This is a genomic window from Duganella sp. AC237 (assembly GCF_979254035.1).
The window spans coordinates 4,613,927-4,635,766 of sequence record NZ_CEEDEW010000003.1 but is presented as its reverse complement, the minus strand read 5'-3'; the positions used below and the strand labels follow the sequence as shown (position 1 = coordinate 4,635,766).

The following is a 21,840-nucleotide window of genomic DNA, read 5'->3' as shown; positions in this document are numbered from 1 at the left end:
CGCGCTAACAAGGCGGGCGCGCGCCTATTGGGCCATGGACGGGCCTGGCGCGCAATTACAAAATTCACCGGCGGGCGCAATGATTTGTCGGAACGCGGGCGCTGCGCAATTTCATGTTCCGCATTGACGAATATTGCAATTGCGGCATCGCGGCGCTGATTCCACAATGCGTCATCACTTCAAGTGGCAGGATTGTTTCACGGAACCCGTTTGTGTTTGTCTGCCTCTCCAAAGGCACTTTAGGGGCGGCTTCGGCCGCCCCCTTTTTTTCCTACTTAAGCTGCTGGGAGGCCCGAAACGCCGCTAAACAGGCCGTTCTAGCACTTCTTGCAGAACTTCTCGTACTTTTTGCACCGTATTAGTAATCCTTTTACGGTCGTTAACCGCGCTCCGGGGCCGGCTATATGCTGGACTCACTTCGCCACGGCTTTGCGCCGGGGGCGGCGAAGGATTTATTGACCGAGGCGCTGCCATAAAGCGCCCGGATAAAATCTATAAACCGGAGACAAAGACCATGACTGCGAAAGTACGTCGGATTGCCTTGCTGTTTAATGCGAATAAGAGTTTCGATCGAGAAGTAACCGCCGGTATTGCCGCCTACCTGGGCAGCACGCGGGCGGCCTGGGACTTGTTCCTGGAAGAAGATTTCCGGCTGCGCCTGTCCGGCATAGAACGCTGGCAGGGCGACGGCATCATCGCCGATTTCGACGATCCGGCAGTGGCCGAGGCCTTGTCGCACTGCAGCGTGCCTGTTGTCGGCGTCGGCGGCTCCTACGCCAACCCGGCCGACTATCCCGTCGGTGTTCCCTACGTTGCAACCGACAATTACAAGCTGATTAAGATGGCGCGCGACCACCTGATCGACGTCGGACTGTCCCGCTTCGCCATGTTCAGCCTGCCCAAGTCCAAGGAGAACCGCTGGGCGCAGGAGCGCGAAAACGCCTTCCTCAGCCTGATGCGGCAAGACCGAATGGAAGCCGAGATCTTTCATGGCAGCGAGACCTGCGCCTCGTCTTGGGAAGAGTCGATGCGCCTGCAAATCGACTGGCTGCGCAGCCTGCCCAAACCGGTCGGCATCATCGCCGTCACCGACGCGCGCGCGCGCCAGCTGTTGCAAGCCTGCATCATCGCCGGCATCGAGGTGCCGGAACAAGTGGCGCTGATCGGCATCGACAACGACCCGATGGTGCGTATGCTCACCCGGATACCGCTTAGCTCGGTGATCCAGGGCGCGCAGGAAATGGGCCGGACCGCCGCCCACCTGCTGGACCAGATGCTGCACGGCGTGCGCCTGCCGGATACCCGCATCCGGGTGGCGCCGGCCGGCATCAACATCCTCGCCTCCAGCGAGCACCAGCGGATCAGGCATCCACAGGTGATGCGGGCCTGCCACTTCATCCGCCAATACGGTTGCCAGGGCATCAAGACCCAGCAGGTGGCCGAACACGTGGGCGTGTCGCGCTCGTCGCTGGAAGCGTACTTCCGCGAGGAGCTGGGCTGCAGCGTGCACGACATGATTCTGCGCTTCAAGCTCGACGCGGCCAAGGCCGGGCTGGAAGGCGGCGAGCGCAGCATCGCCGACGTCGCGCTGGGCTGCGGCTTCACCTCCACCCAATATATGCACCTGGTATTCAAGCGGGAGCTGGGCTGCACGCCGCGCGCCTACCGCGACCGCGTACTGGGCGAGAGCATGGAGGCGGCCTGAGGCTTCGATGGCGTTAATAACGTTAATGGCTTTGGTGGATATCGTTCCCCCTGTTCGCGGTTTTGGTAATTGCCGCATGCTACGCTTGCTTGCACAATGTACTTTTCAGTCACCGATTGCAAGGGGTAGGGCATGGATGCGGCATACAAGAGCGCCTATCGGCGCATCGTGGTGGTCGGCGGCGGCGCGGCCGGCTGGATGGCGGCCACGGCACTGGCCACCGCGCTGCCGGGCAGCGCGGTGGAGTTGGTCGAGTCGGAGGAAATCGGCATCATCGGCGTCGGCGAGGCGACTTTTCCTTCCATCCGCGCCTTCCACAAGATCCTCGGCATCGACGAGGCCGAGTTCTTGCGCGCCACCAATGGCACCTACAAGCTGGGCATCGAGTTTTGCGACTGGCGCGTGCAGGGCGAGCGCTATTTCCATACCTTCGGCGATTTCGGCGCGCTGGCCGGTCCGCAGTCCCTGTGGGGCCAGCACCGGCGCCTGGGCGACGCCGGCCTCGGCGCGCTGGGCGAGCAATGCCTGCCCAGCGTGATGGCCCGCGAGGGGCGCTTCCAGGTGCCGCCCGAACAGGGGCAATTCTTCAACTACGCCTACCACTTCGACGCCGTGCTGTACGCCGGCTTCCTGCGCACGATGGCGCTGCGCAAGGGCGTGCGCCGCACCGAGGGCCGCATCGTTGACGTGCGGCGCCGCGCCGATGGCGGTGTCAGCCGGTTGCGGCTGGCCGACGGCCGGGTGGTCGAGGGCGACCTGTTCATCGACTGCTCCGGCTTCGCCTCGCTGCTGCTGGGCCGCACCCTGGAAGAACCCTTCGTCGATTTCAGCCACTGGCTGCCGGTCGACCGGGCCTGGGCCTGCCCGACCGAGCGCAGCGGCACCGCGCTGGCGCCGTACACGCGCGCGACGGCGCTGGAAGGCGGCTGGGCGTGGCGCATCCCGCTGAGCAACCGCACCGGACATGGCCATGTATTCGCCAGCCGCCATATCGACGAGGAGCGGGCGCTGTCGCAGTTGCTGGCGCAAATGGACGCGCCGGCGCTGGCCGAACCGCGCCTGCTGCGCTTCACCACCGGCCACCGCGCGCGCTTCTGGGTGCATAACGTGGTGGCGCTGGGCTTATCTTCCGGCTTCCTGGAGCCGCTGGAATCGACCAGTATTTTCCTGGTGCAGAGCGGCCTGGGACGGCTGATCGAAGCGCTGTTGCCGGGCACGGTGCCCGACGCGCGGACACTGGCCGGCTACAACACCGGCATGGTGCGCCAGTTCGAGCGCGTGCGCGACTTCATCATCCTGCACTACCGCCTGACGGCCCGTCGCGACAGCGCGCTGTGGCGCACGATGGCGACGATGGAGTTGCCCGACACGCTGGCGTTCAAGATCCACGCGTGGCGCCAGACCGGCGCGCTGCACCAGTACGGCGAGGAGGGCTTCGACGCCACCAGCTGGCTGGCGATCCATGCCGGCATGGGGCACTGGCCAGAGCATGCCGACCCGGCGCTGCGCGAGGTGGCGCCCGAGGCGGCGTTGCTGGGACTGCGGCAGCGGCGCGCCGGCATCGCCGCTACCGTTGCGGCCATGCCCCGCCATGAAGATTATTTGCGTGCCGTGCTGGCGCAGCGCGCATAGAGATACACCCATAAAAATACAACCGGAGGAGACGCAATGAAGCGTAGGGATTTGTTGAAACACATGGGCGCGGCCATCCCGGCGGTGGCCTTGTCCGGCGTGGCGCGCGCCGCCGACGCGCTGGCGGCAACGCCGCCGGGCGCCATTGCCGCCGGCCCGTTTTCGCCGGACTGGAATTCGCTGGAGAAGTACCAGACTCCGGACTGGTTCCGCAACGCCAAGTTCGGCATCTGGGCCCATTGGGGCCCGCAGTGCGAACCGGAGTTCGGCGACTGGTACGGCCGCATCATGTACGAGGAGGGCAGTGATCCCTACCGCTACCACGTACGCAAGTACGGCCACCCGTCCAAGTTCGGCTTCAAGGACATCATCCACCAGTGGAAGGCCGAGCAATGGAACCCGGACGAACTGGTGGCCTTGTACAAGCGCGCCGGCGCGAAGTACTTCGTGGCGCTGGCCAACCACCACGATAATTTCGACCTGTACAAAAGCAGCTACCAGCCGCAGTGGAATTCCACCGCAATGGGGCCGCGCAAGGACTTGATCGGCGGCTGGAGCAAGGCCGCGCGCGCCAACGGCCTGCGCTTCGGCGTCAGCGTGCACGCGGCGCACGCGTGGGCTTGGTACGAGACGGCGCAGGGCGCCGACAAGAACGGCCAGTACGCCGGCGTTCCCTACGACGGCAAGCTGACCCGCGCCGACGGCAAGGGCAAGTGGTGGGAGGGGCTCGACCCGCAGGCGCTGTACGCGCAGAACCACGCGCTCAGCAAGTCGGGCGGCGACGGCGGCGTGCAGCACGAACAGTGGCACTGGGGCGGCGGCGCGTCGATTCCCGACCAGGCCTACAACGACAAGTTCTTCAACCGCACGCGCGAGCTGATCGACAACTACGATCCGGACCTGGTGTACTACGACGATACCGTGCTGCCGCTATGGCCGTTCAGCGACGCCGGCCTGCGCCTGGCGGCGCACATGTACAACCGCAGCATCGCGCGCAAGGGCAAGCTGGAGGCCGTGGTCAACGGCAAGATACTCAATGCCCAGCAGCGCCGCAGCATGGTGCTCGACATCGAACGCGGCCAGAGCAACAAGATTGAAGCGTTGCCGTGGCAAACCTGCACCTGCATTGGCAACTGGCATTACGACCGGCGTGTGTACGACAACAAGGCCTACAAGAGCGCGCAAACGGTGGTGCATACGTTGATCGACGTGGTCAGCAAGAACGGCAACCTGCTGCTGAGCGTGCCGGTGCGCGGCAACGGCACCATCGACGAGCAGGAGCGCGCCATCGTCGAGGAGATCGGCCGCTGGATCGCCGTCAACGGCGAGGGCATCTACGATACCCGGCCATGGGCGATCTTCGGCGAGGGACCGGTGGCGGCGGACGCCGGCGCGCCGATGTCGGGCGCGGGCTTCAACGAGGGCAAGGGCAAGCCGTTCTCCGCCGCCGACATCCGCTTCACGGCCAAGGGCGAGAGCGTGTACGCCTTCCTCATGGGATGGCCGGCGGCGGGCAAGCTGGCGATCCAGGCCATGGCCAGCGGCGGCGCGCACCTGGCACGGCCGGTCAAGCGCGTGGAGTTGCTCGGCAGCGGCGTGGCGCTGGCGTTCCGCCAGACCGCCGAGGGACTGCAGGTGACGTTGCCGGCGGACCGCCCGGCACTGGCCTACGCCAGCGCGCTGAAGATCAGCTAGCGCGTTTCTCGGCATTATCGCGGCGACCACCGGTTCCAAACCCGCTGGCGTCGCTGTTATGATCACAGGCGGCGCGGCTGATTCATGCGTTCATGCAAGACACGAACAATGGCGACGCCGTAGGCGGTGATGCGAAAATAGATCACGTGCCGATGAACAATCCGGCGTCGATAGCCCGGCCGTATGTGATCGCATGCCGGCGCAGTTTTCGGCGACTGTGCCAGTTCTGCGAAGATTGCCGTCAAGATGTCGATATAACGATTGGCCTGATCCACACCCCAATGCTGCGAAGTATAGGTCCAGATTGACTCAAGATCGCGCTCCGCCGCAGGTGTCAGGCGATATTCACCCACGCGGGGTCAGCATACGCTGCTTGAACGCGGCGACATCGAAAGATGCAGGCTCCCCGCTGGCCTCGCCTTCAATCAGCGCGGCACGTATGGCCTCGGCCTCAGCACCGTGTTCCTGTTCCCGTTGGATCAGGTCACGGATGTATTCGCTGTCGTCGGTGTAGTGTCCGGCGTCGATTTGCGCCTTAATCCATTCGTCTTGTTGGTCCGTCAGCGTAATTGTCTTGCGCACGGTTCCCATTGTGACCTCCTTGGCCGGCACTGGTAAAGATATTATTGATGAATTATGGCGCAATCTCCGTCACGATGCCAGCGGGCCGATACGGCATCCGAAGTTAGCCCGGCTTCTTAGCTGGTGCCGGGGGCGGAACCGGCGCCCCCAATTTCCGCACCTGGATGTCCTTGAAAAACGCCTCGGCGCCCTCGGACTGGATCGAGAATTTGCCGCGCGTGAGCGGCACCATTTTGCCGTCCACCAGTTGACGCGAATTGGTCATGCGCAGCACCTCGTGGCCGTTGACGATGTGCACCAGCGTCTTGCCGTCGGCGATGACTTCCATCGTGTTCCATTCGCCGCTCGGCTTTTCGAAATTGCCTTTCTTCAGGATGCGCGCCTTGATGTCTTTGCGCAGCGGCAGGGACGGCTCGTAACGGTAGAATTTCCAGTCGCCCTGGTTGGCGTCGCCGACATGGGCGTCGACCGTCACGCCGTCGAGGCTGTGGTAGTCGGCGCAGTCGCCTTCCTGCAGCTGGAACTCGTGGCTGCGCATCCAATGTCCGTCCTGCGCGCCTTCCTTGCCGACGGCGTAGTACAGCAGGCCGCTGTCGCGCATCACGTTCTCGCGCGGCGGCCACTTCTTGACGCCCCATTTGAATTCGAATTTCAGGTGAAAGTTTTCGTACTCGTCCAAGGTCGAGACGCTGCCCCATTCCTCGCCCGACACGCGCAGCATGCCGTCGACCACGGAAAACACGCGGCGCGGGTCGTTGTCCACCCCGCGCACCGAGGTCGGCGTCTTCATGCCGTCGGTGGTCGGCTGCATGCTGACGTAGGTGCTCCAGCCGTTCAGGTCCTTGCCGTTGAAGAGCGATTTCCAGGGACCGGCCTCGGCCGCCGACGCCGCGCAGCTCAGCGCGAACAGGGCACCGAGCAGGGCGCTTTTGGTGAACAGGTTTTTCATATCGTTTCGTCTCCTTTTTTGGAAAAAACGAATCTATCACGGGGCGCCGGGAGCGTGCCCGAAAAAGTGGTGATTGCCGATTTCGTTATAAAAATCTCCGAATTTCGACAGTGGCGCATGCGCCGTTCAAGGCGGTTTTTTAGGCTCGCCCGCCTCTGCGATCGCCTCGTCGATGTAACGCACCGCTTGATCGGTGTCGTGCGGCGGCTTCAGGAAGCGGCGCAGGCCCTCGTACGTCGGACCGACCAGTTCGGCCTTGGCGTCGCGGTCGAAGAAGTAGGTCAGTCCGGCGGCGGCGCGCCACACGCGGCTTGGCGCGTCGCCCAGCCAGATCGGGCGCGGATCGGCGGCAACCTGCGCCGACAGCGTCTGGTCGGCCTCGGCAATCTTGCGCATGGCGCCGGTCTCGGCCAGGAAAGCGAGGAAGCGGTTGCGCGCGCGCGGATTCAAGCCCCGCGCCGGCAGCACCAGCACATCGATCGGCGCCTCTTCGTAGGTGGGCATGCCCGGCGAATAGTTTGGGAAGCCGAAAAAGCCCATGTCGGCCGCGATCGCGGCCGGGAACCTGGAGGCGGCGAAGCTGCCCGATAGCATCATGCCGACGCGGTCGCGGTACACATAGGGCATGACGCGCTCCGGCTCCTGTTCCATTGTCGCGTCGAGAAAATACCCCTTGCGCAGCAGGCCGCCCCAGACATCGAACACCTGCCGCACCTGCGGGCTGTCGAAGCGGGCGTCGCCGCGCACCAGCTTGCGATGGAACTCGATGCCGTTGATGCGCAGGTTCAGGTAGTCGAACCAGCCGGCCGCCGGCCAGCCGCTCCTGGCGCCGACCGCCAGCGGCGTCACGCCCGCCGCCTTCAAGCGTTCGCAGGTCCGCAGGAACTCGGCCCACGTGGCCGGCGGGCGCAGCCCCAGACGCTCGAACAGCGGCTTGTGGTAGACGAAGCCCCACACGTAGTAGTACAGCGGAAAACCGTAGACGGCGCCGTCGATGCGCGTGCCGTCGAGGGTGGCGGGCGAGAATTTCTTTCTCTTCAGCAGCGCGACCAGGTCGGCGTCGAGCGGGGACAGCAGCTTGTTCCTGGCGGCGTCGCCGAGGCGCTCGCCCGCGTACCAGAACGCCAGGTCGGCCCGCCCGGCGCGCAGGCGGGCCGTGAAGCCGCGTTTGTATTCCTCTTGCGGATAGCCTTGGTGGATGATCTGGATGTCCGGATTGGCGGCGGCGAACTCATTGATGATGCCGACCCAGGTGGTGCGCTGCGGCGTATTGGAGACCACGTAGTCGATCACCAGGTGCTCGGTGGGGGCGCCGACGGCGGCCGGGGCCGGCGCTACAGCCAAACACAGCAGCACCCATGCCAGCCAGCCCCGGTTGCGTAGTGCGGGCAATCGGGCCAGGCCTGGAAGCGGGGAGGGATGCATGAATAAAGTGTGTCCGCGAAGGCTCTCGCTGTCAACTCCGGCGAGTGTGTTGTAGAGTCTGCTTGTGGCAAGGATGGTTATACTGCAATGACTATGTGGACGCCGTATCGGCGGCGACATCACATCCATTCCCTAATACCGAGAGGATATAACTAATGATTTACGAATTACGGGTCTACCACTGCGCCGCCGGCCGCCTGCCGGCCTTGCACAAGCGATTTTCGCACGTGACCCTGCCGCTATTTCTGAAGCACGGCATCGAACAGGCCGGCTTCTTCACCACTGTCGTCGGCCCCAGCAACCAGACCTTGACCTACTTGCTGAAGTGGGAAAGCCTGGCCGAGCGCGAAACAAAGTGGAACGCCTTCGCCACCGATCCCGAATGGGTGGCCGCGCGCGCCGCGTCGGAGGCCGATGGCATCATCGTCGAGCGCATCGATAACTCGTTCCTGGAGCCGACCGCGTATTCGTCGGTGCGTTGAGGACCTTGCTTGGCTGAAATCCTAGCTAAGCAGTCGTTGTGTTAGTACCGGCTATTTAGAAAGTGCCTATTAAGGAAAATGACATGGATTTGAGCGCTAAGAATTTGTAGAGGCGTTCGATGTCCTCTTTCGATACGACTGGGACCGTACGAAGGTCAGGATCGGCGACGAAAGCGATGGCGTAAACTTTGTTGAACCTCAATGTGAAGACGAAACTCAGGGCCGGGGGGCACGTCGAGCACTTTTGGAAAATACAGAAATTTGATCGGAGTAATGGGATTGAACTCCCTGAGGAAAGGGCTGTAACTACGGATGGGCTTCTTCGTGGATATTTGACGTCGTCAGAATGTCATGAAGCCTTACGTCCAACACGATGGAATTCGACCGCCTGGAGCCCAGTAACGTCGAGTGCATTCGCCAAGAACTGGTCTTTCGTACGGCGCCCGTATAATTTCCGAAATTGTGAGATGAGTTAATGAATCTTCAGCTAAATCGAGAGTTTTCAACGAATGTCGGTGACCATGATGAGCACACTTGGGCTGGTTACCTTTCCTTGCGTGAGAAAGGACCAACCTGGGAAACATTAAAAGAGCGTGCGGTTGTAGTGGTGCTAGGCGAGGCCGGCGTCGGGAAAACTGCTGAATTTCAAAATCGGGTCGAAGTCTTACGCCGCTCGGGAACGTTCGCTTTGTTTGTCTCGATTAACGCAATTATTGACGCAAACCACTGGGCACTTTCTCCAGCTGATGTAGCGCTTTTTAAAGTATGGGAAGCATCGAGGGAAATCGGATTTTTCTTCCTTGATGCGATTGATGAGTCACGTCTGGCTACTCCTACTGCGTTTCGGACTGCGCTGGGATTTGTCCACGAGAAGCTCCAGCCGTACTTAGGCCGCGCCAGGTTTGTATTGTCAAGTCGGCATTCTGATTGGGCAGTTCCAGCGGTGCCTGATGCCGTCCATGAGTTTCTTACTGTTCCTACATTTCTGGTGACGATGGGGCCTGACGAGATGGAAGCCGCCTTGGCCCGACCTTTAGGATTAGACGTTCCTAGGACTAAAGCGGTTCTCTTGAAGCCGTTGTCAAAGAATGACCGTGAGCGGCTAGCTCGGTTTTTTTGTGTGAGAAATGAGGCTCTGTTCTGGGCAAATGTAGAAGATGGTGACTATCTCGAAATGGCTGTTCGACCCCGCGACCTCAAGTGGCTGGTCGGTTATTGGAACAGCAATCAGCGTCTGGGAAGCTATTTAGAGCTCATGCAGGAGCATGTGCGCAACAGGCTTAGCGAACACAACGTAACGTATAAGAATGCTGCTTCGGTGCTTGCAATGTCTGAGATGGAGCTCTGCGTCGAGGAGCTTGCCGCTGCGGCGGAGATGTCAGGCAGGGCGTTCTTCTCACTGTCGGAATCGCCGCAGCCGAATGAGTTGTCAGCCCAACGAATCCTGCCAAAGTTAAAGCCCAGCGAGATTGATTATCTGCTGAAGTCAGCTGTTTTCGACTTGGCTACTTACGATCGCGTGCGTTTCAATCATCGGTCGATACGCGAATTTTTGGCGGGCCGATGGGTGGTGCGGAAATTTAAAGCGGGAGTTCCTTTTGAGCTTCTGTGTGGCTTATTCTCTTCCAACTTGTACGGCAGGAATTTGCTAATTCCATCGAGGCGCTACGCGCTTTGTTGGGCGTGTGCGATTGACTCTAATTTCCGGCAATGGGCGGCAGCAAAATTCCCAGAAACCTATGTTTTTGATGGGGACCCGGCGGCGTGGGATGCGCCAACGGCAGAACAGGCCTTTGCCGGATATATTCGTCTGCTCGCGAGCGGTCGGCATAAAGATTGGTCGAACTCTGTAAGTGAGATTCGGCGCGCAGTGCTGCCGCTAAGGCCCGGCTTTCTGGCGAATTTAGTTCTGGAATTTTCCCCGAGTGAGCCGGCGTGTATGACATTGTTGCAGTATGTTCTTCGCGGCGCGGTTAAGGACTGCGCAGATGCCGTGAAGAGTATTTATGACTCAGCACCACATCGAAGCTATCGCTTTTTGATGGCGGTTAGAGCTATCGGCGTGATTGGCGGCGCCGAACAAAAACGTACTGTGAAACGGACCCTGTTGGAGTGGACGTTCGCGGGCAACAATAGCTTGATCGCTGCGGCGATGGAGGCTACTGGTTTGAAGGACTTTGATCTCGCCGAACTTGTCGATGTGTTCCTTCAGAGTTCGCCGGATGCAAATCAAATTGGCGGTGAAATGGCGCAGTCGGTTAGCCGATTGGTAGAGTCAGAAACTGACGTCGAAGTTGTGAGAACTGCGCTGCAGGCGATACTCCAGTCGCTTCCTGAAGTAAGCGATGGAGCACGGTTTGGGGGAGACGTGGACTCTGCCGCTGCGCCGCTTATTTGGCTCTATGAAGTATTACCAGATTGCTTTGAACGACTCCTGACTCTGTTACCGGAAGACGGTGAAGTAGATGAGGTTGCGGTGGGCGCAGCCGAACAAATTGATTTGATTCGGCACTCACGGTTGGCTCGGAATGATGCACTCGCGCGTGTTGAGGGGCTAATTGAAAAACATGGCGGTTTGCGCTGGCGATTGATTGAACGATTCGCAGCAGCTGATGCTGGGAAAAATATTAATCGTCTGGGTTATGGCAGCATTGTGACCTTGCATCTGGCCGACTTAGCTGAAGTCACCAGTAGGGCAAACGACGCTGGCGAGTCAAATGAATATCGCGCGATCTGGTTTGGCGTGGCGGTTGGACTTGTGTTTCGAACTCTGCAGAAACGTGCCCGTCGGGAAGCGCTGGCCAAGTTGATTTTTGGCAACGAGTCAAACGTTCGTCGGGAATCGATCGGGCAAGCAGTGGCAATGTTCGTGAAGAGTCGTTGCTCGAGTAGGAATTTTACGAACGAGGAGCGCGTTCGCGAGCGCAACCGACGCCAAGCAAGCCTGAGTGATATTGCACTCATGACGAAAGACCTTGAAATAGTTGCTTTGGGCGAACCCAACGCGCTAAGGAAGATGGCGGGTTTTGTTTTTAACAGGATGCGAATTAATTTTTTTGAGAATCTGGATTTTTCTAAAGTTGCACGGGAGTTTAGTCCGGAAATTGCCGATGCCCTCTTTGCAGGGCTGATGCTTCATTTTAAGAACATTGAAATACCCAACCCAGCCGACTACCAAAGTGGCGCTTTTCCGTGGAGTGTATTGTTGGCGGCAACAGCGGCACTCGAACTAGGCGTTCGAGATGCCTTGATACAATCCGCACCTATAGGTAAGCTAGCCCGTTTGGATTTGTGGTTCCCGAACGGACCATCGGACTTGTTCAAACCCATTTATGTTGGGCACGAAGCTGATGTTGTGGAGAGTCTGTCCGAATGGGTGATGGCCGAAGCTGTGAGTGAAAATGCTGATAAGGCTTCATGCAGCGTCATCAAATTTGCTATGCGTTTGTCGCCTGAAATTAAGTTACCTTTGCTGCGTAAGCTGAAGGCGCTGCCGTCTGACTCAGATTTCAACCATCCGACATATAGGCTTGGGTTATTTGACGAGATGGTAGTGGCGGCAGTGCTAAGCATAGAGGAACAGGCGGCGATCGCGCGTGGAATTGTAATGAACTCGGTTGCATCAGATGGATTATTGTCAGAGTTTAGTTGGTATCGCCGTTGGCTTCACGCGGAGCCTCAGGCCGCTTGGGCTTGGTTCAAGGTGCACGTTGTCGATATCCGCGAAGGCCACGATGCACAGCTACGTTTGTTCGCTCAGAATTTCGGCGGTTTGAAAGCATCGTCGTCATTTGCCGGGAACGTATATGTTGATGTCCTTGTTCAGCTTTACAGATTGTTGTTGCCGCTATCGAAGCCGCTAGGTGAGATGGAACCGTTCGACAAGGAACCAATTTCAGCTATGGTCGGGTCCATCCCAAATTTGCTGCGTTCCAGTCCTGGCGAGCTTGCGAACCGTGCTTTGGCCGAGATCGCGGCCCAAGAGCCAGATGAGGCTGTGCGTTTCTGGTTGTTGTCGCAGCAGTTTGAACACGCTGCGGCCGATGCTCAAGGTAATTCTATTATGGAGCCTGAGGCACTTCAAATTATTATCGACGGATTTGAAGCCGACCCTATGTCTGAAGCTGGGCTGCTAAAGCAAGTTATGGCCAGATTGATCGAGATCCGTCGCGGCTTGGAAGAGGGGCCGTTTAGCGACCGCCGGCTGTTCAAACCGAGGATGAAAGAAAAAGATGTGCAGCTTTGGCTCGCTGCTCGCCTGGCAGAACGAAACCCCATGAAGCGATTTTCCGTTCAGCGAGAGGAAGAGGTCGATGACGATAAGAAAACCGATATTCAGCTAGGGACGGGGAGAGGCTTTACCGTCTGCATCGAAATTAAGCCTTTGGATGACGAAAGGTATTCCGTGTCGGAGTTAGTGTCCACTTTACGAGACCAGATGGTGGGGCAGTACCTCAAGGGGAATAACAGCGCGAACGGTGTACTTGTACTCTTTCGACTAAAGGAGCGTCGATGGGCGGTGCCTGGATACGAAGGGCTGCAACCGTTCGATGTCTTACGCAGTTACCTGACGAGTGAAGCTGAGCGGATTAAATCGGAGCACAACGCACTGAGTAGTCGCTCTGTCGAGTCTCTGGCAATCTTCGATTTCCGTTGTTACGTATGAGCCAGTTTCGTTTAACCCATCATTTAGGATAAAAGTGTTTTCGAGAGGGAACCTGTAGAGGTGCCGTTTTAAGCCAGCAGCAGGCGCTAGCAGTGAAATTGCCGCGCTCTGTTGAGCTAGCTCGTAACTTTGTTCGCCGCGTTGTGCGTTGAAATAGTTTCGACTGGTTTGAGCCTACAGTCGCTACTGCGGAAGTATGACGAGGACGACTGTGAGGTCAGTCGTGACATCTAGCTCGCAGGTGTGTTTGCTACCGGTACGTTTGTTGCGCATCAGCGGAGGTATGTGGGTTTGATGCGATAACATGTATCCATACATTCGTTCAATGGAGCTATTGATGGTAACGCTGATAGTTCGAAATTTTCCCGACGACGTATATCAGGCCTTGCGCATGCGTGCGACTCAACACGGGCAGAGCACGGAGGCCGAGGTTCGCGAAATTCTCTCAGCAGCGGTGAAACACAAGAGGCGCGTGCGCCTTGGCGATGCGATAGTCGCGTTGTTCCACAATACCGGATTGACAGACGAGAATGTCGAGGGGTTGTGGTCGATGGAAGACAAGATACCAGCCGAGCCGCTGAGGTTTGACTGATTGTGGGGAAGTAAAAAAGGGAAGCCCATGGGCTTCCCTTTTCGTTGTGTAGGCGCGGCGCTAGGCGCCGCATTCACAAGCGGATCGTCAGATGCTGTCGAGCGCCGCGTTGAAGCTGGCGCTAGGACGCATGATCGCTTCGGTCTTGGCCGGGTCCGGATAGTAGTAGCCGCCGATCTCGGCCGGCTTGCCCTGCACATCCTTCAACTCGCCCACGATCTTGCCTTCGTTCTCGGCCAGCGCCTTGGCCAGCGGCGCGAAGTGCGCTTGCAGCTCGGCGTCGTCGGTCTGGGCGGCCAGGGCCTGGGCCCAGTACAGCGACAGGTAGAAGTGGCTGCCGCGATTGTCCAGCTCGCCGGTGCGCGACGATGGCGATTTGCTGTTGTCGAGCAGCTTGCCGGTGGCCACATCCAAGGTCTGCGCCAGGATCTTGGCCTTGGCGTTGCCTTCCTTGATGCCCAGCTCCTCGAGCGAGACCGCCAGCGCCAGGAACTCGCCCAGCGAATCCCAACGCAGGTGGTTTTCCTCGACCAGCTGCTTGACGTGCTTGGGCGCCGAACCGCCGGCGCCGGTCTCGTACATGCCGCCACCGGCCATCAGCGGCACGATCGACAGCATCTTGGCGCTGGTGCCCAGTTCCAGGATCGGGAACAGGTCGGTCAGGTAGTCGCGCAGGATGTTGCCGGTCACCGAGATCGTGTCGAGGCCGCGCGAGACGCGTTCCAGCGTGTAGCGCATGGCGCGGGTCTGCGACATGATGTGGATGTCCAGGCCGCTGGTGTCGTGGTCCTTGAGGTAGAGCTGGACCTTCTTGATCACTTCGGCTTCATGCGGACGGTAGGTGTCGAGCCAGAACACGGCCGGCATGCCGGACTGGCGGGCGCGCGTGACGGCCAGCTTGACCCAGTCGCGGATCGGCGCGTCCTTGACCTGGCACATGCGCCAGATGTCGCCGGCTTCCACGGTCTGGGTCAGCAGCACTTCGCCCGTGTCGAGGTCGGTGATGTTGGCGATGCCGCCTTCGGCCACTTCAAACGTCTTGTCGTGCGAGCCGTATTCCTCGGCCTGTTGGGCCATCAGGCCGACGTTGGGCACGGTGCCCATGGTGGTCGGGTCGAAGTTGCCGTGCCATTTGCAGAAGTTGATCATCTCCTGGTAGATGCGGGCGAAGGTCGACTCCGGCATGACCGCCTTGACGTCGGCGGTGCGGCCGTCGGCGCCCCACATCTTGCCGCCGATGCGGATCATGGCCGGCATCGAGGCGTCGACGATGACGTCGTTGGGCGAATGGAAGTTGGTGATGCCCTTGGCCGAATCGACCATGGCCAGCTTCGGACGGTGCTCCAGGCAGGCGTGCAGGTCCTTCATGATCTCTTCCTTCTGCGACGAAGGGAGCTTGTCGATCTTGTCGTACAGGTTGACCATGCCGTTGTTGACGTTCACGCCCAGTTCCTCGAACAGCTTGGCGTGCTTTTCGAACGCGTCCTTGTAGAAGATGCGCACGCAGTGGCCGAACACGATCGGGTGCGATACCTTCATCATCGTGGCCTTGACGTGCAGCGAGAACATCACGCCGGTCTTGTAGGCGTCGTCGATTTCCTTCTCGTAGAACGCCAGCAGCGCCTTTTTGCTCATGAACATGGAGTCGATGATCTCGCCGGCCTGCAGCGCGACCTTCGGCTTGAGCACGATGGCCTTGCCCGAGGCGGTGATCAGTTCCATCTTGACGTTGCGGGCCTTGTCCAGGGTGATCGACTTTTCACCGTCGTAGAAGTCGCCGCCGTGCATGTGCGACACGTGGGTGCGCGAGGCCTGGCTCCATTCGCCCATCGAGTGCGGGTGCTTGCGGGCGTATTCCTTGACAGCCTTGGGCGCGCGACGGTCGGAGTTGCCTTCGCGCAGAACCGGGTTCACGGCCGAGCCGGTGCACTTGCTGTAGCGCGCCTTGAGGGCTTTTTCCTCGTCGGTTTTCGGGTCTTCCGGGAAGTCGGGCAGGGCGTAGCCCTTTTCCTGCAGTTCGCGGATGGCGGCCTGCAACTGGGCCACCGAGGCCGAGATGTTAGGCAGCTTGATGATGTTGGCTTCCGGCTTGAGCGTCAGGGCGCCCAGTTCGGCCAGGGTGTTGGGGACTTTTTGTTCTTCGGTCAGGAATTCCGGGAATTCGGCCAGCACGCGGGCGGCGACGGAAATATCTTTGGCGATAACGTCGACGCCGGCCGGCGCGGTGAACTTTTTGATAATCGGTAGCAGGGAATACGTCGCCAGCAATGGCGCCTCGTCAGTCAGTGTGTAGATGATTTTTGACTTTTCTGTTGACATGTCATTCCCTTGTATACGGTAGTGTAGTTAATGATCCCGTTCCCGGGTCGGGCAGGATAGTCTGCGCAAACCCGGAGCGGATGGTGCGTTGGCGCGGTCGCCATTTTCACTCAAGCGCTTATTTTAGGACAATACGGGCGGAGATGGGCGGAAACCCCTGCAAAGGACGGGGTCGCCAGGGCGTTTTTTGCCGTTTCAGCGGCTGGCCGGGTGCCGGCGGCCCGGATGTGCTATTGTGCGGCACGGTCATCGTTCACCGTCCCCGCAGCCCGCCTAGTTGACGACTGGATAACGAATGTTTCCATGCGTCTCAACGACCCGAACCAAAACCACCTGCTGTCCGCCCTGCTGGAGTCCGATTTCGCGCGCCTGTCGCCGCACCTCGAACCCATCATGATGCGGCTGGGCGACGTGCTGTACGAGTCCGGCGGACAACTCCAACATGTTTATTTCCCCACATCGGCCATTGTTTCCCTGCACTATGTGCTGGAGAACGGCGGCTCGTCCGAGATCGCCGGCGTCGGCAACGAGGGCATCCTGGGCATCTCGTTGTTTATGGGCGGAAATACAACGCCAAGCCGCGCGGTGGTGCAAACGGCCGGCCACGGCTACCGCCTCAAGTCGCATATCCTGATGGAGGAGTTCAACCGCGCCGGTCCCGTGATGCGCCTGCTGCTGCGCTACACGCAGGCGCTGCTGACGCAGATGTCGCAGACGGCCGTCTGCAACCGCCACCACACGGTCGAGCAGCAACTGTGCCGCTGGCTGCTGCTCACGCTCGACCGCTTGCCGGGCAACGAATTGACGATGACCCAGGAATTGATCGCCAACATGCTGGGCGTGCGCCGCGAGGGCGTCACCGTCGCCGCCGGCAAGTTGCAGGAGAACGGCTACATCAGCTACCGCCGCGGCCATATCACCGTGCTCGACAGGGTCGGCCTGGAGGCCGAGGTGTGCGAGTGCTACGACGTCGTCAAAAAGGAATTCGCGCGGCTGATGTCAGACGTGCGGCAACGCCAGGGATCCCAATGAGCCAGAACAAGACCGACGCGCCGCTGCTCAAGGCCGACGCCTTGCAGCAGGCCATTTTCAAGAGCGCCAATTTTTCCTGCATCGCCACCGACGCCCAGGGCGTCATCCAGCTGTTCAACGTCGGCGCCGAGCGCATGCTCGGTTATAGCGCGTCGGAGATGGTCAACCTGACCACGCCGGCCGGCATTTCCGACGCCCAGGAGATGATAGAGCGGGCCGAGGCGCTGAGCCTGGAGCTGGGCACCACCATCCGCCCGGGCTTCGAGGCGCTGGCGTTCAAGGCCTCGCGCGGCATCGAGGATGTGTATGAGCTGACCCATGTGCGCAAGGACGGCAGCCGCTTCCCCGCCATCGTCTCGGTCAGCCCGCTGCGCGACGGCGACGACAAGATTATCGGCTATTTGCTGATCGGCACCGACAACACGGCCCGCAAGCAGGTCGAGGCGGCGCAGGCCGTGCTCGACGCCCGCCTGCGCGAGCAGCAACTGGCGCTGCAGGAGACCAACGTCGAGCTGGAGGCCGCGCGCGCCGTGGCCGACAAGGCCAACCGGGCCAAATCGGAGTTTCTCTCGAGCATGAGTCACGAGCTGCGCACGCCGCTCAACGCCGTGCTCGGCTTCGCGCAACTGCTGGCGTCGGACAAGCCGCCGCCGACCCCTTCGCAGCTGCGCTCGATCGACCAGATCCTCAAGGGCGGCTGGTATCTGCTGCAGCTGATTAACGAAATCCTCGACCTGGCCATGATCGAATCGGGCAAGGTGACGATGTCGCAGGAATCGATGGGGCTATCCGACGTGCTCAAGGATTGCGAGGCGATGGTCGCTCCGCAGGCGCAAAAGCGCGGCATCCGGCTCGTATTCAGCCCGATGGCGCGGCCGTTCTTCGTCCACGCCGACCGCACCCGCGTCAAGCAGGTGATGATCAACCTGCTGTCGAACGCCATCAAATACAACCGCGTCGGCGGCAGCGTAACGGTGACCTGCGCCGAAGGCAGCGACGGCATGGTGCGCGTGAGCGTGGTCGACACCGGCGCCGGCCTGAGCCAGGAGCAGATCGTCCACCTGTTCGAGCCGTTCAACCGCCTCGGCCAGGAGGAGGGCGGCGAGGAGGGCACCGGCATCGGCCTGGTGGTCACCAAGCAACTGGTGGAGTTGATGCACGGTTCCATCGGTGTCGACAGCACGGTCGGCGCCGGCACCACGTTCTGGGTCGAGCTGGCCGCCAGCGACGAGCCGGTGCTGGAGATGGCCGCGTTCGACACCAGCACCTATATCGATGCGCAGATCATCTCGGCGCCGCGCACCTTGCTGTATGTCGAGGACAATCCGGCCAACCTGAACCTGGTCGAGCAGCTGATCACGCGCCGTCCCGACCTCAAGCTGCTGACGGCGATCGACGGCTACGCCGGCATCCAGCTGGCGCGCACCTACCAGCCGGACGTGATTCTGATGGACATCAACCTGCCCGGCGTCAGCGGTTTCGGCTGCCTGAAAATCCTGCAGGAAGATCCGACCACCGCCCACATCCCGGTGATGGCGCTGTCGGCCAATGCCATGCCGCGCGACATAGAAAAAGGCGTGGAGGCCGGTTTCTTCCGCTATCTCACCAAACCCATCAACGTGGCCCAGTTCATGGACGCATTGGACCTGGCGCTGGCGTTTGCCGCCGCCCATAAGGAAGTGCACCATGATTGACGCCAGCCAGATATTAAACGCCAGTATCCTGATCGTCGACGATCAGGAGGCCAACGTCATGCTGCTCGAGCGCATGCTCGACAACGCCGGCTACACCCGCGTCACCAGCACGATGGATCCGTTCGCCGTCGGCGCGCTGCACCTGGCCAACCACTACGACCTGATCCTGCTCGACCTGCAAATGCCGGGCATGGACGGCTTCGAGGTGCTCGAAGCGCTCAAGTCGATCGAGCCCGACGGCTACGTGCCGGTGCTGGTGGTGACCGCCCAGCCCGGCCACAAGTTGCGCGCATTGCAAGCCGGCGCCAAGGATTTCGTCGCCAAGCCGTTCGAGCTGGTCGAGGTCGAGACGCGCATCCACAACATGCTGGAAGTGCGCCTGCTGCACCGCCAGCTCAACCGCTATAACCAGGAGCTGGAACACCAGGTGATGCAACGCACGGCCGAGCTGCGCGCCAGCGAGGCGCGCTTCCAGCGCTTCGCCGAGCTATCGAGCGACTGGTACTGGGAGCAGGACGCCGGAGGCAAGCTCAGCCACTGGTCTGGACCGGTGATGGACATGGTCGGCATCGGCGCCAGCGCCGCCGACGGCTGGGACGTGGCCGAGCGCGCGACCCTGGAAGCCAACATCGCCGAGCGCAAGCCTTTCCTCGATTTCGTTTACCGGCGCACCGCCGGCAACGGCAGGGTGCAGTATCTGCAGGTCAGCGGCGAGCCGATGTTCGACGAGGCCAGCCGCTTTGTCGGCTACCGTGGCGTGGGGCGGGATGTGACGGCGATGGCGGCGATGTTCGGCGCGACGGCTGACCGCTGACCTGAAAATACCACGGAGACACGTAGGGCGGATTAGCGGGTGAGGCCCGCCAATCCGCCCCGGGGGCCCACCGAAGGAGGCGGCCTACCTGCCGGTAGGCCTTAGGAGGCGGAACGCCGTAATCCGCCATGCGTGCGCCGCTGGCGGCTCATGGCGGATTACGCTACGCTAATCCGCCCTACGTGAATTAGAGGAATGCCGATGCTGCTGAAAAGTGAATCATCGCTGACCGACGCGCTGCCGTTTCCGGCGCTGATACAGTCGTTGCGCGACGCCATCGCCGCCGGCTGCCTGAAGAGCGAGGACATACGGGGCGACCTGGCATCGTTGGCGCGCGGCCAGGTCCCCGGCCGAACATCGCCCGAACAACGCACCGTCTTCAAGGCTGTCGGCACCGCGCTGGAAGACCTCGCCGCCGCCAAGCTCGCCTTCGGACAGCTCCGCGTCGCAACGTAACGCCGCGCACTCAGTGCTGATGGATGCCGGCGCTATTGCCGCTGCCCGTCTGCGTGATGCCGGCAACAAAACCCTCACCCATTTGCGTGATCCAGGCCGTGTTCGGCATCGTATAGGCGACGCCGGTCTGCATCGTGGCGGCCGTGTTGAGCGAGCCCGTCTGACTGATGGCCGACACGTTCGATCCGGTGGTCTGGCCGACGGTGGCGGTGTTGGCGTTCCCCGTTTGCGTCGTCTCCGCGCCGCCGGACGCACGGATGTCGGTGACCGCCAGATTGCCTGCGCCGTCCTGGTTGATATGGGCGTCGGTCGCGAAACCGGTCGAGGTCATGCTGCCGCGCGCCTCGTTGCCGATGCCGGTCTGGCGGATGCCGATTCCGGAATAGAAGGCATCGTCGTACGTGACGGTGGCACGGTTGCCCGTGCCTTCCTGGTAGATCGGCATGCCGGCGTAGCCGGAATGGGTGCGCCTGGTGGTGATGACATTGTCTGACCCGTACTGGCTGGGGCGGAAGCTGAGCGGTCCCGAGGCCTCGGCCCGGTCATCGATGACGTTGCGTTCGCCATGCTGCTCGACCCGGATCGTCGATTCGTACACGCCATTCTGCAACAAGCTGACGATGTTGCCGGTGCCGGACTGGTTGAGGTAGGCAAAGCCGAAAAAGCCGCCCTCACGATGTTGCAAGGTGAGCTGGTTGGCATCGCCCAGCTGACTGATCTCGACGATCATGCGCGGCGTTTCGCTCATCAGCACGCCGCCGGTGCGGCTGGCCGGGTCGCCGATCACGTTGTTGTTGCCCGTTTGAACGATGGAGACGGTGGCTCCTTCGGACGATCGCTGTTCGACGTAGGCTTGATTGCCGGTACCCGTTTGCGCGACGGCGGCGGTGGTGGGCTCTTGTGCGAACGCGGCGGGGCCGGCCAGGGCCAAGGCCAGGGACAGGCCGAAGGCGGCGGTGAATGTTGGATGGTTCATGATAGCTCCTTGATGCGATGAGAAAAAGGGGGCGACGCCGGTGGTTCAATGCTGGTGGATGCCTGCGCGGTGGCCGTTGCCTGTCTGCGTGGTGGCGGCCGAGAAGCCGTCGCCGGTTTGGGTGATCCATGCGGTGGTGACCATCGTGTTGGTCTGGCTGGCGGTGGCCTGGTTGCCCATGCCCAGCTGGCGGATGTCGACGAACGAGTAGTCGGCCCGGTCGTGGGTGACCGCCGCGCGGTTGCCGATTCCTTCCTGCGTCACGTCCGGCCCGCCAAAGCCGGACCAGCTGCGCGCCAGGCTGATCACGTTGTCCGAGCCGGTCTGCGAGGCGTCGAAGCCGAAAGCCAGGATTTCGGTGCCAGCCACGTCGATCAGGTTGCGCTCGCCGTTTTGTTCGATGCGCACCACCGACTCGTAGGCGCGGTTCTGCTGGATCGTGGCGAAGTTGCCGTTGCCGGTCTGGTTGACGAAGGCCAGGTCGAAATCGCCGGTGAGCTGTCCGAACGCCGCCTGGTTGTTGTCGCCCAGCTGGTTGACGCTGACCCGCATGCGATTGGTGTCGCGCTGCAGGATGCCGCCGGCCCGGCTGCCCGGGTCGCCCACTTTGTTGTCGTTGCCGTTCTGCGTGACGGTCACCTGCGATTCGCTGGTGACCTGGTGCTGCTCGATGTAGGACTGGTTGCCGACACCGCTTTGCGTGATGGCGGCGCTGGCCTGATCCTGCGCGGACGCGCTGGACGCGGCCAACAGCAAAACGGTGGCGCCTGTAAACATTGCGGACTTCATAGCGGCTCCTTGCAGTGAAAGGGGAAGGGGCG

17 protein-coding genes are annotated in these 21,840 nt (G+C 61.1%); 10 read left to right on the top strand and 7 right to left on the bottom strand.

The window, feature by feature from the left end; translation table 11 throughout:
- The first annotated feature begins 514 nt into the window (after positions 1–514).
- The 3 genes from AC0IYS_RS20540 to AC0IYS_RS20530 all read left to right on the top strand — a co-directional run bounded on the left by AC0IYS_RS20540 (position 515) and on the right by AC0IYS_RS20530 (position 5,032).
- A complete protein-coding gene (locus AC0IYS_RS20540) occupies positions 515–1,705 on the top strand; it encodes a XylR family transcriptional regulator (protein ID WP_471706932.1) in 1,191 nt (396 codons plus the stop codon).
- A gap of 132 nt (positions 1,706–1,837) precedes the next feature.
- Positions 1,838–3,337: a tryptophan halogenase family protein gene (locus AC0IYS_RS20535; RefSeq protein WP_471706931.1), complete on the top strand. Its 1,500-nt coding sequence runs from the start codon at positions 1,838–1,840 to the stop codon at positions 3,335–3,337.
- A 36-nt stretch (positions 3,338–3,373) separates the two neighbouring features.
- The gene (locus tag AC0IYS_RS20530; RefSeq protein WP_471706930.1) at positions 3,374–5,032 is read left to right on the top strand and encodes an alpha-L-fucosidase; all 1,659 of its coding nucleotides are present in this window, start codon (positions 3,374–3,376) and stop codon (positions 5,030–5,032) included.
- A gap of 62 nt (positions 5,033–5,094) precedes the next feature.
- On the opposite strand, the gene AC0IYS_RS20525 is transcribed toward AC0IYS_RS20530, so the two are convergent.
- From AC0IYS_RS20525 to AC0IYS_RS20510, 4 genes are all read right to left on the bottom strand, one after another.
- Positions 5,095–5,385, bottom strand: a complete 291-nt coding sequence (locus AC0IYS_RS20525; protein WP_471706929.1) for a type II toxin-antitoxin system RelE/ParE family toxin — start codon at positions 5,383–5,385, stop codon at positions 5,095–5,097.
- The gene (locus AC0IYS_RS20520) at positions 5,378–5,623 is read right to left on the bottom strand and encodes a type II toxin-antitoxin system ParD family antitoxin (RefSeq protein WP_471706928.1); all 246 of its coding nucleotides are present in this window, start codon (positions 5,621–5,623) and stop codon (positions 5,378–5,380) included. Before AC0IYS_RS20520 ends, AC0IYS_RS20525 begins: the two co-directional genes overlap by 8 nt.
- Positions 5,624–5,717: 94 nt before the next feature.
- On the bottom strand, positions 5,718–6,563 hold the full coding sequence (locus AC0IYS_RS20515; protein ID WP_471706927.1) for a 3-keto-disaccharide hydrolase: 846 nt from the start codon (positions 6,561–6,563) through the stop codon (positions 5,718–5,720).
- Between the two features lie 126 nt (positions 6,564–6,689).
- The gene (locus tag AC0IYS_RS20510) at positions 6,690–7,955 is read right to left on the bottom strand and encodes an ABC transporter substrate-binding protein (RefSeq protein ID WP_471706925.1); all 1,266 of its coding nucleotides are present in this window, start codon (positions 7,953–7,955) and stop codon (positions 6,690–6,692) included.
- 188 nt (positions 7,956–8,143) lie between these two features.
- Here AC0IYS_RS20510 and AC0IYS_RS20505 point away from each other — a divergent pair, with 188 nt between their 5' ends.
- The 3 genes from AC0IYS_RS20505 (at position 8,144) to AC0IYS_RS20495 (ending at position 13,728) form a co-directional block, all read left to right on the top strand.
- Positions 8,144–8,470, top strand: a complete 327-nt coding sequence (locus AC0IYS_RS20505; RefSeq protein ID WP_471706924.1) for an NIPSNAP family protein — start codon at positions 8,144–8,146, stop codon at positions 8,468–8,470.
- A gap of 475 nt (positions 8,471–8,945) precedes the next feature.
- Positions 8,946–13,136 (top strand): NACHT domain-containing protein, encoded by a 4,191-nt coding sequence (locus AC0IYS_RS20500; protein ID WP_471706923.1) that lies wholly within the window; start codon positions 8,946–8,948, stop codon positions 13,134–13,136.
- Between the two features lie 337 nt (positions 13,137–13,473).
- A complete protein-coding gene (locus AC0IYS_RS20495; protein WP_471706922.1) occupies positions 13,474–13,728 on the top strand; it encodes a FitA-like ribbon-helix-helix domain-containing protein in 255 nt (84 codons plus the stop codon).
- Between the two features lie 87 nt (positions 13,729–13,815).
- Here AC0IYS_RS20495 and AC0IYS_RS20490 read toward each other — a convergent pair whose 3' ends face one another.
- Entirely contained in the window at positions 13,816–16,047 is a 2,232-nt protein-coding gene (locus tag AC0IYS_RS20490; RefSeq protein WP_471706920.1) for an NADP-dependent isocitrate dehydrogenase, read from the bottom strand.
- A gap of 303 nt (positions 16,048–16,350) precedes the next feature.
- Here AC0IYS_RS20490 and AC0IYS_RS20485 point away from each other — a divergent pair, with 303 nt between their 5' ends.
- The 4 genes from AC0IYS_RS20485 (at position 16,351) to AC0IYS_RS20470 (ending at position 20,043) form a co-directional block, all read left to right on the top strand.
- Positions 16,351–17,079: a Crp/Fnr family transcriptional regulator gene (locus AC0IYS_RS20485; protein ID WP_471706919.1), complete on the top strand. Its 729-nt coding sequence runs from the start codon at positions 16,351–16,353 to the stop codon at positions 17,077–17,079.
- Complete coding sequence (locus AC0IYS_RS20480) at positions 17,076–18,773, top strand: PAS domain-containing hybrid sensor histidine kinase/response regulator (protein ID WP_471706918.1); 1,698 nt, start codon at positions 17,076–17,078, stop codon at positions 18,771–18,773. The genes AC0IYS_RS20485 and AC0IYS_RS20480 overlap by 4 nt, the downstream gene beginning before the upstream one ends.
- The gene (locus tag AC0IYS_RS20475; protein ID WP_471706917.1) at positions 18,766–19,587 is read left to right on the top strand and encodes a response regulator; all 822 of its coding nucleotides are present in this window, start codon (positions 18,766–18,768) and stop codon (positions 19,585–19,587) included. Before AC0IYS_RS20480 ends, AC0IYS_RS20475 begins: the two co-directional genes overlap by 8 nt.
- A 201-nt stretch (positions 19,588–19,788) precedes the next feature.
- Positions 19,789–20,043, top strand: a complete 255-nt coding sequence (locus tag AC0IYS_RS20470; RefSeq protein ID WP_471706916.1) for a hypothetical protein — start codon at positions 19,789–19,791, stop codon at positions 20,041–20,043.
- 10 nt (positions 20,044–20,053) lie between these two features.
- On the opposite strand, the gene AC0IYS_RS20465 is transcribed toward AC0IYS_RS20470, so the two are convergent.
- Both AC0IYS_RS20465 and AC0IYS_RS20460 read right to left on the bottom strand, forming a co-directional pair.
- Positions 20,054–21,019: a hypothetical protein gene (locus AC0IYS_RS20465; RefSeq protein WP_471706915.1), complete on the bottom strand. Its 966-nt coding sequence runs from the start codon at positions 21,017–21,019 to the stop codon at positions 20,054–20,056.
- 45 nt (positions 21,020–21,064) lie between these two features.
- Positions 21,065–21,808 carry a hypothetical protein gene (locus tag AC0IYS_RS20460; protein ID WP_471706914.1) on the bottom strand — a complete coding sequence of 248 codons (744 nt, stop codon included), beginning with the start codon at positions 21,806–21,808 and terminating at the stop codon, positions 21,065–21,067.
- Positions 21,809–21,840 lie beyond the last annotated feature (32 nt).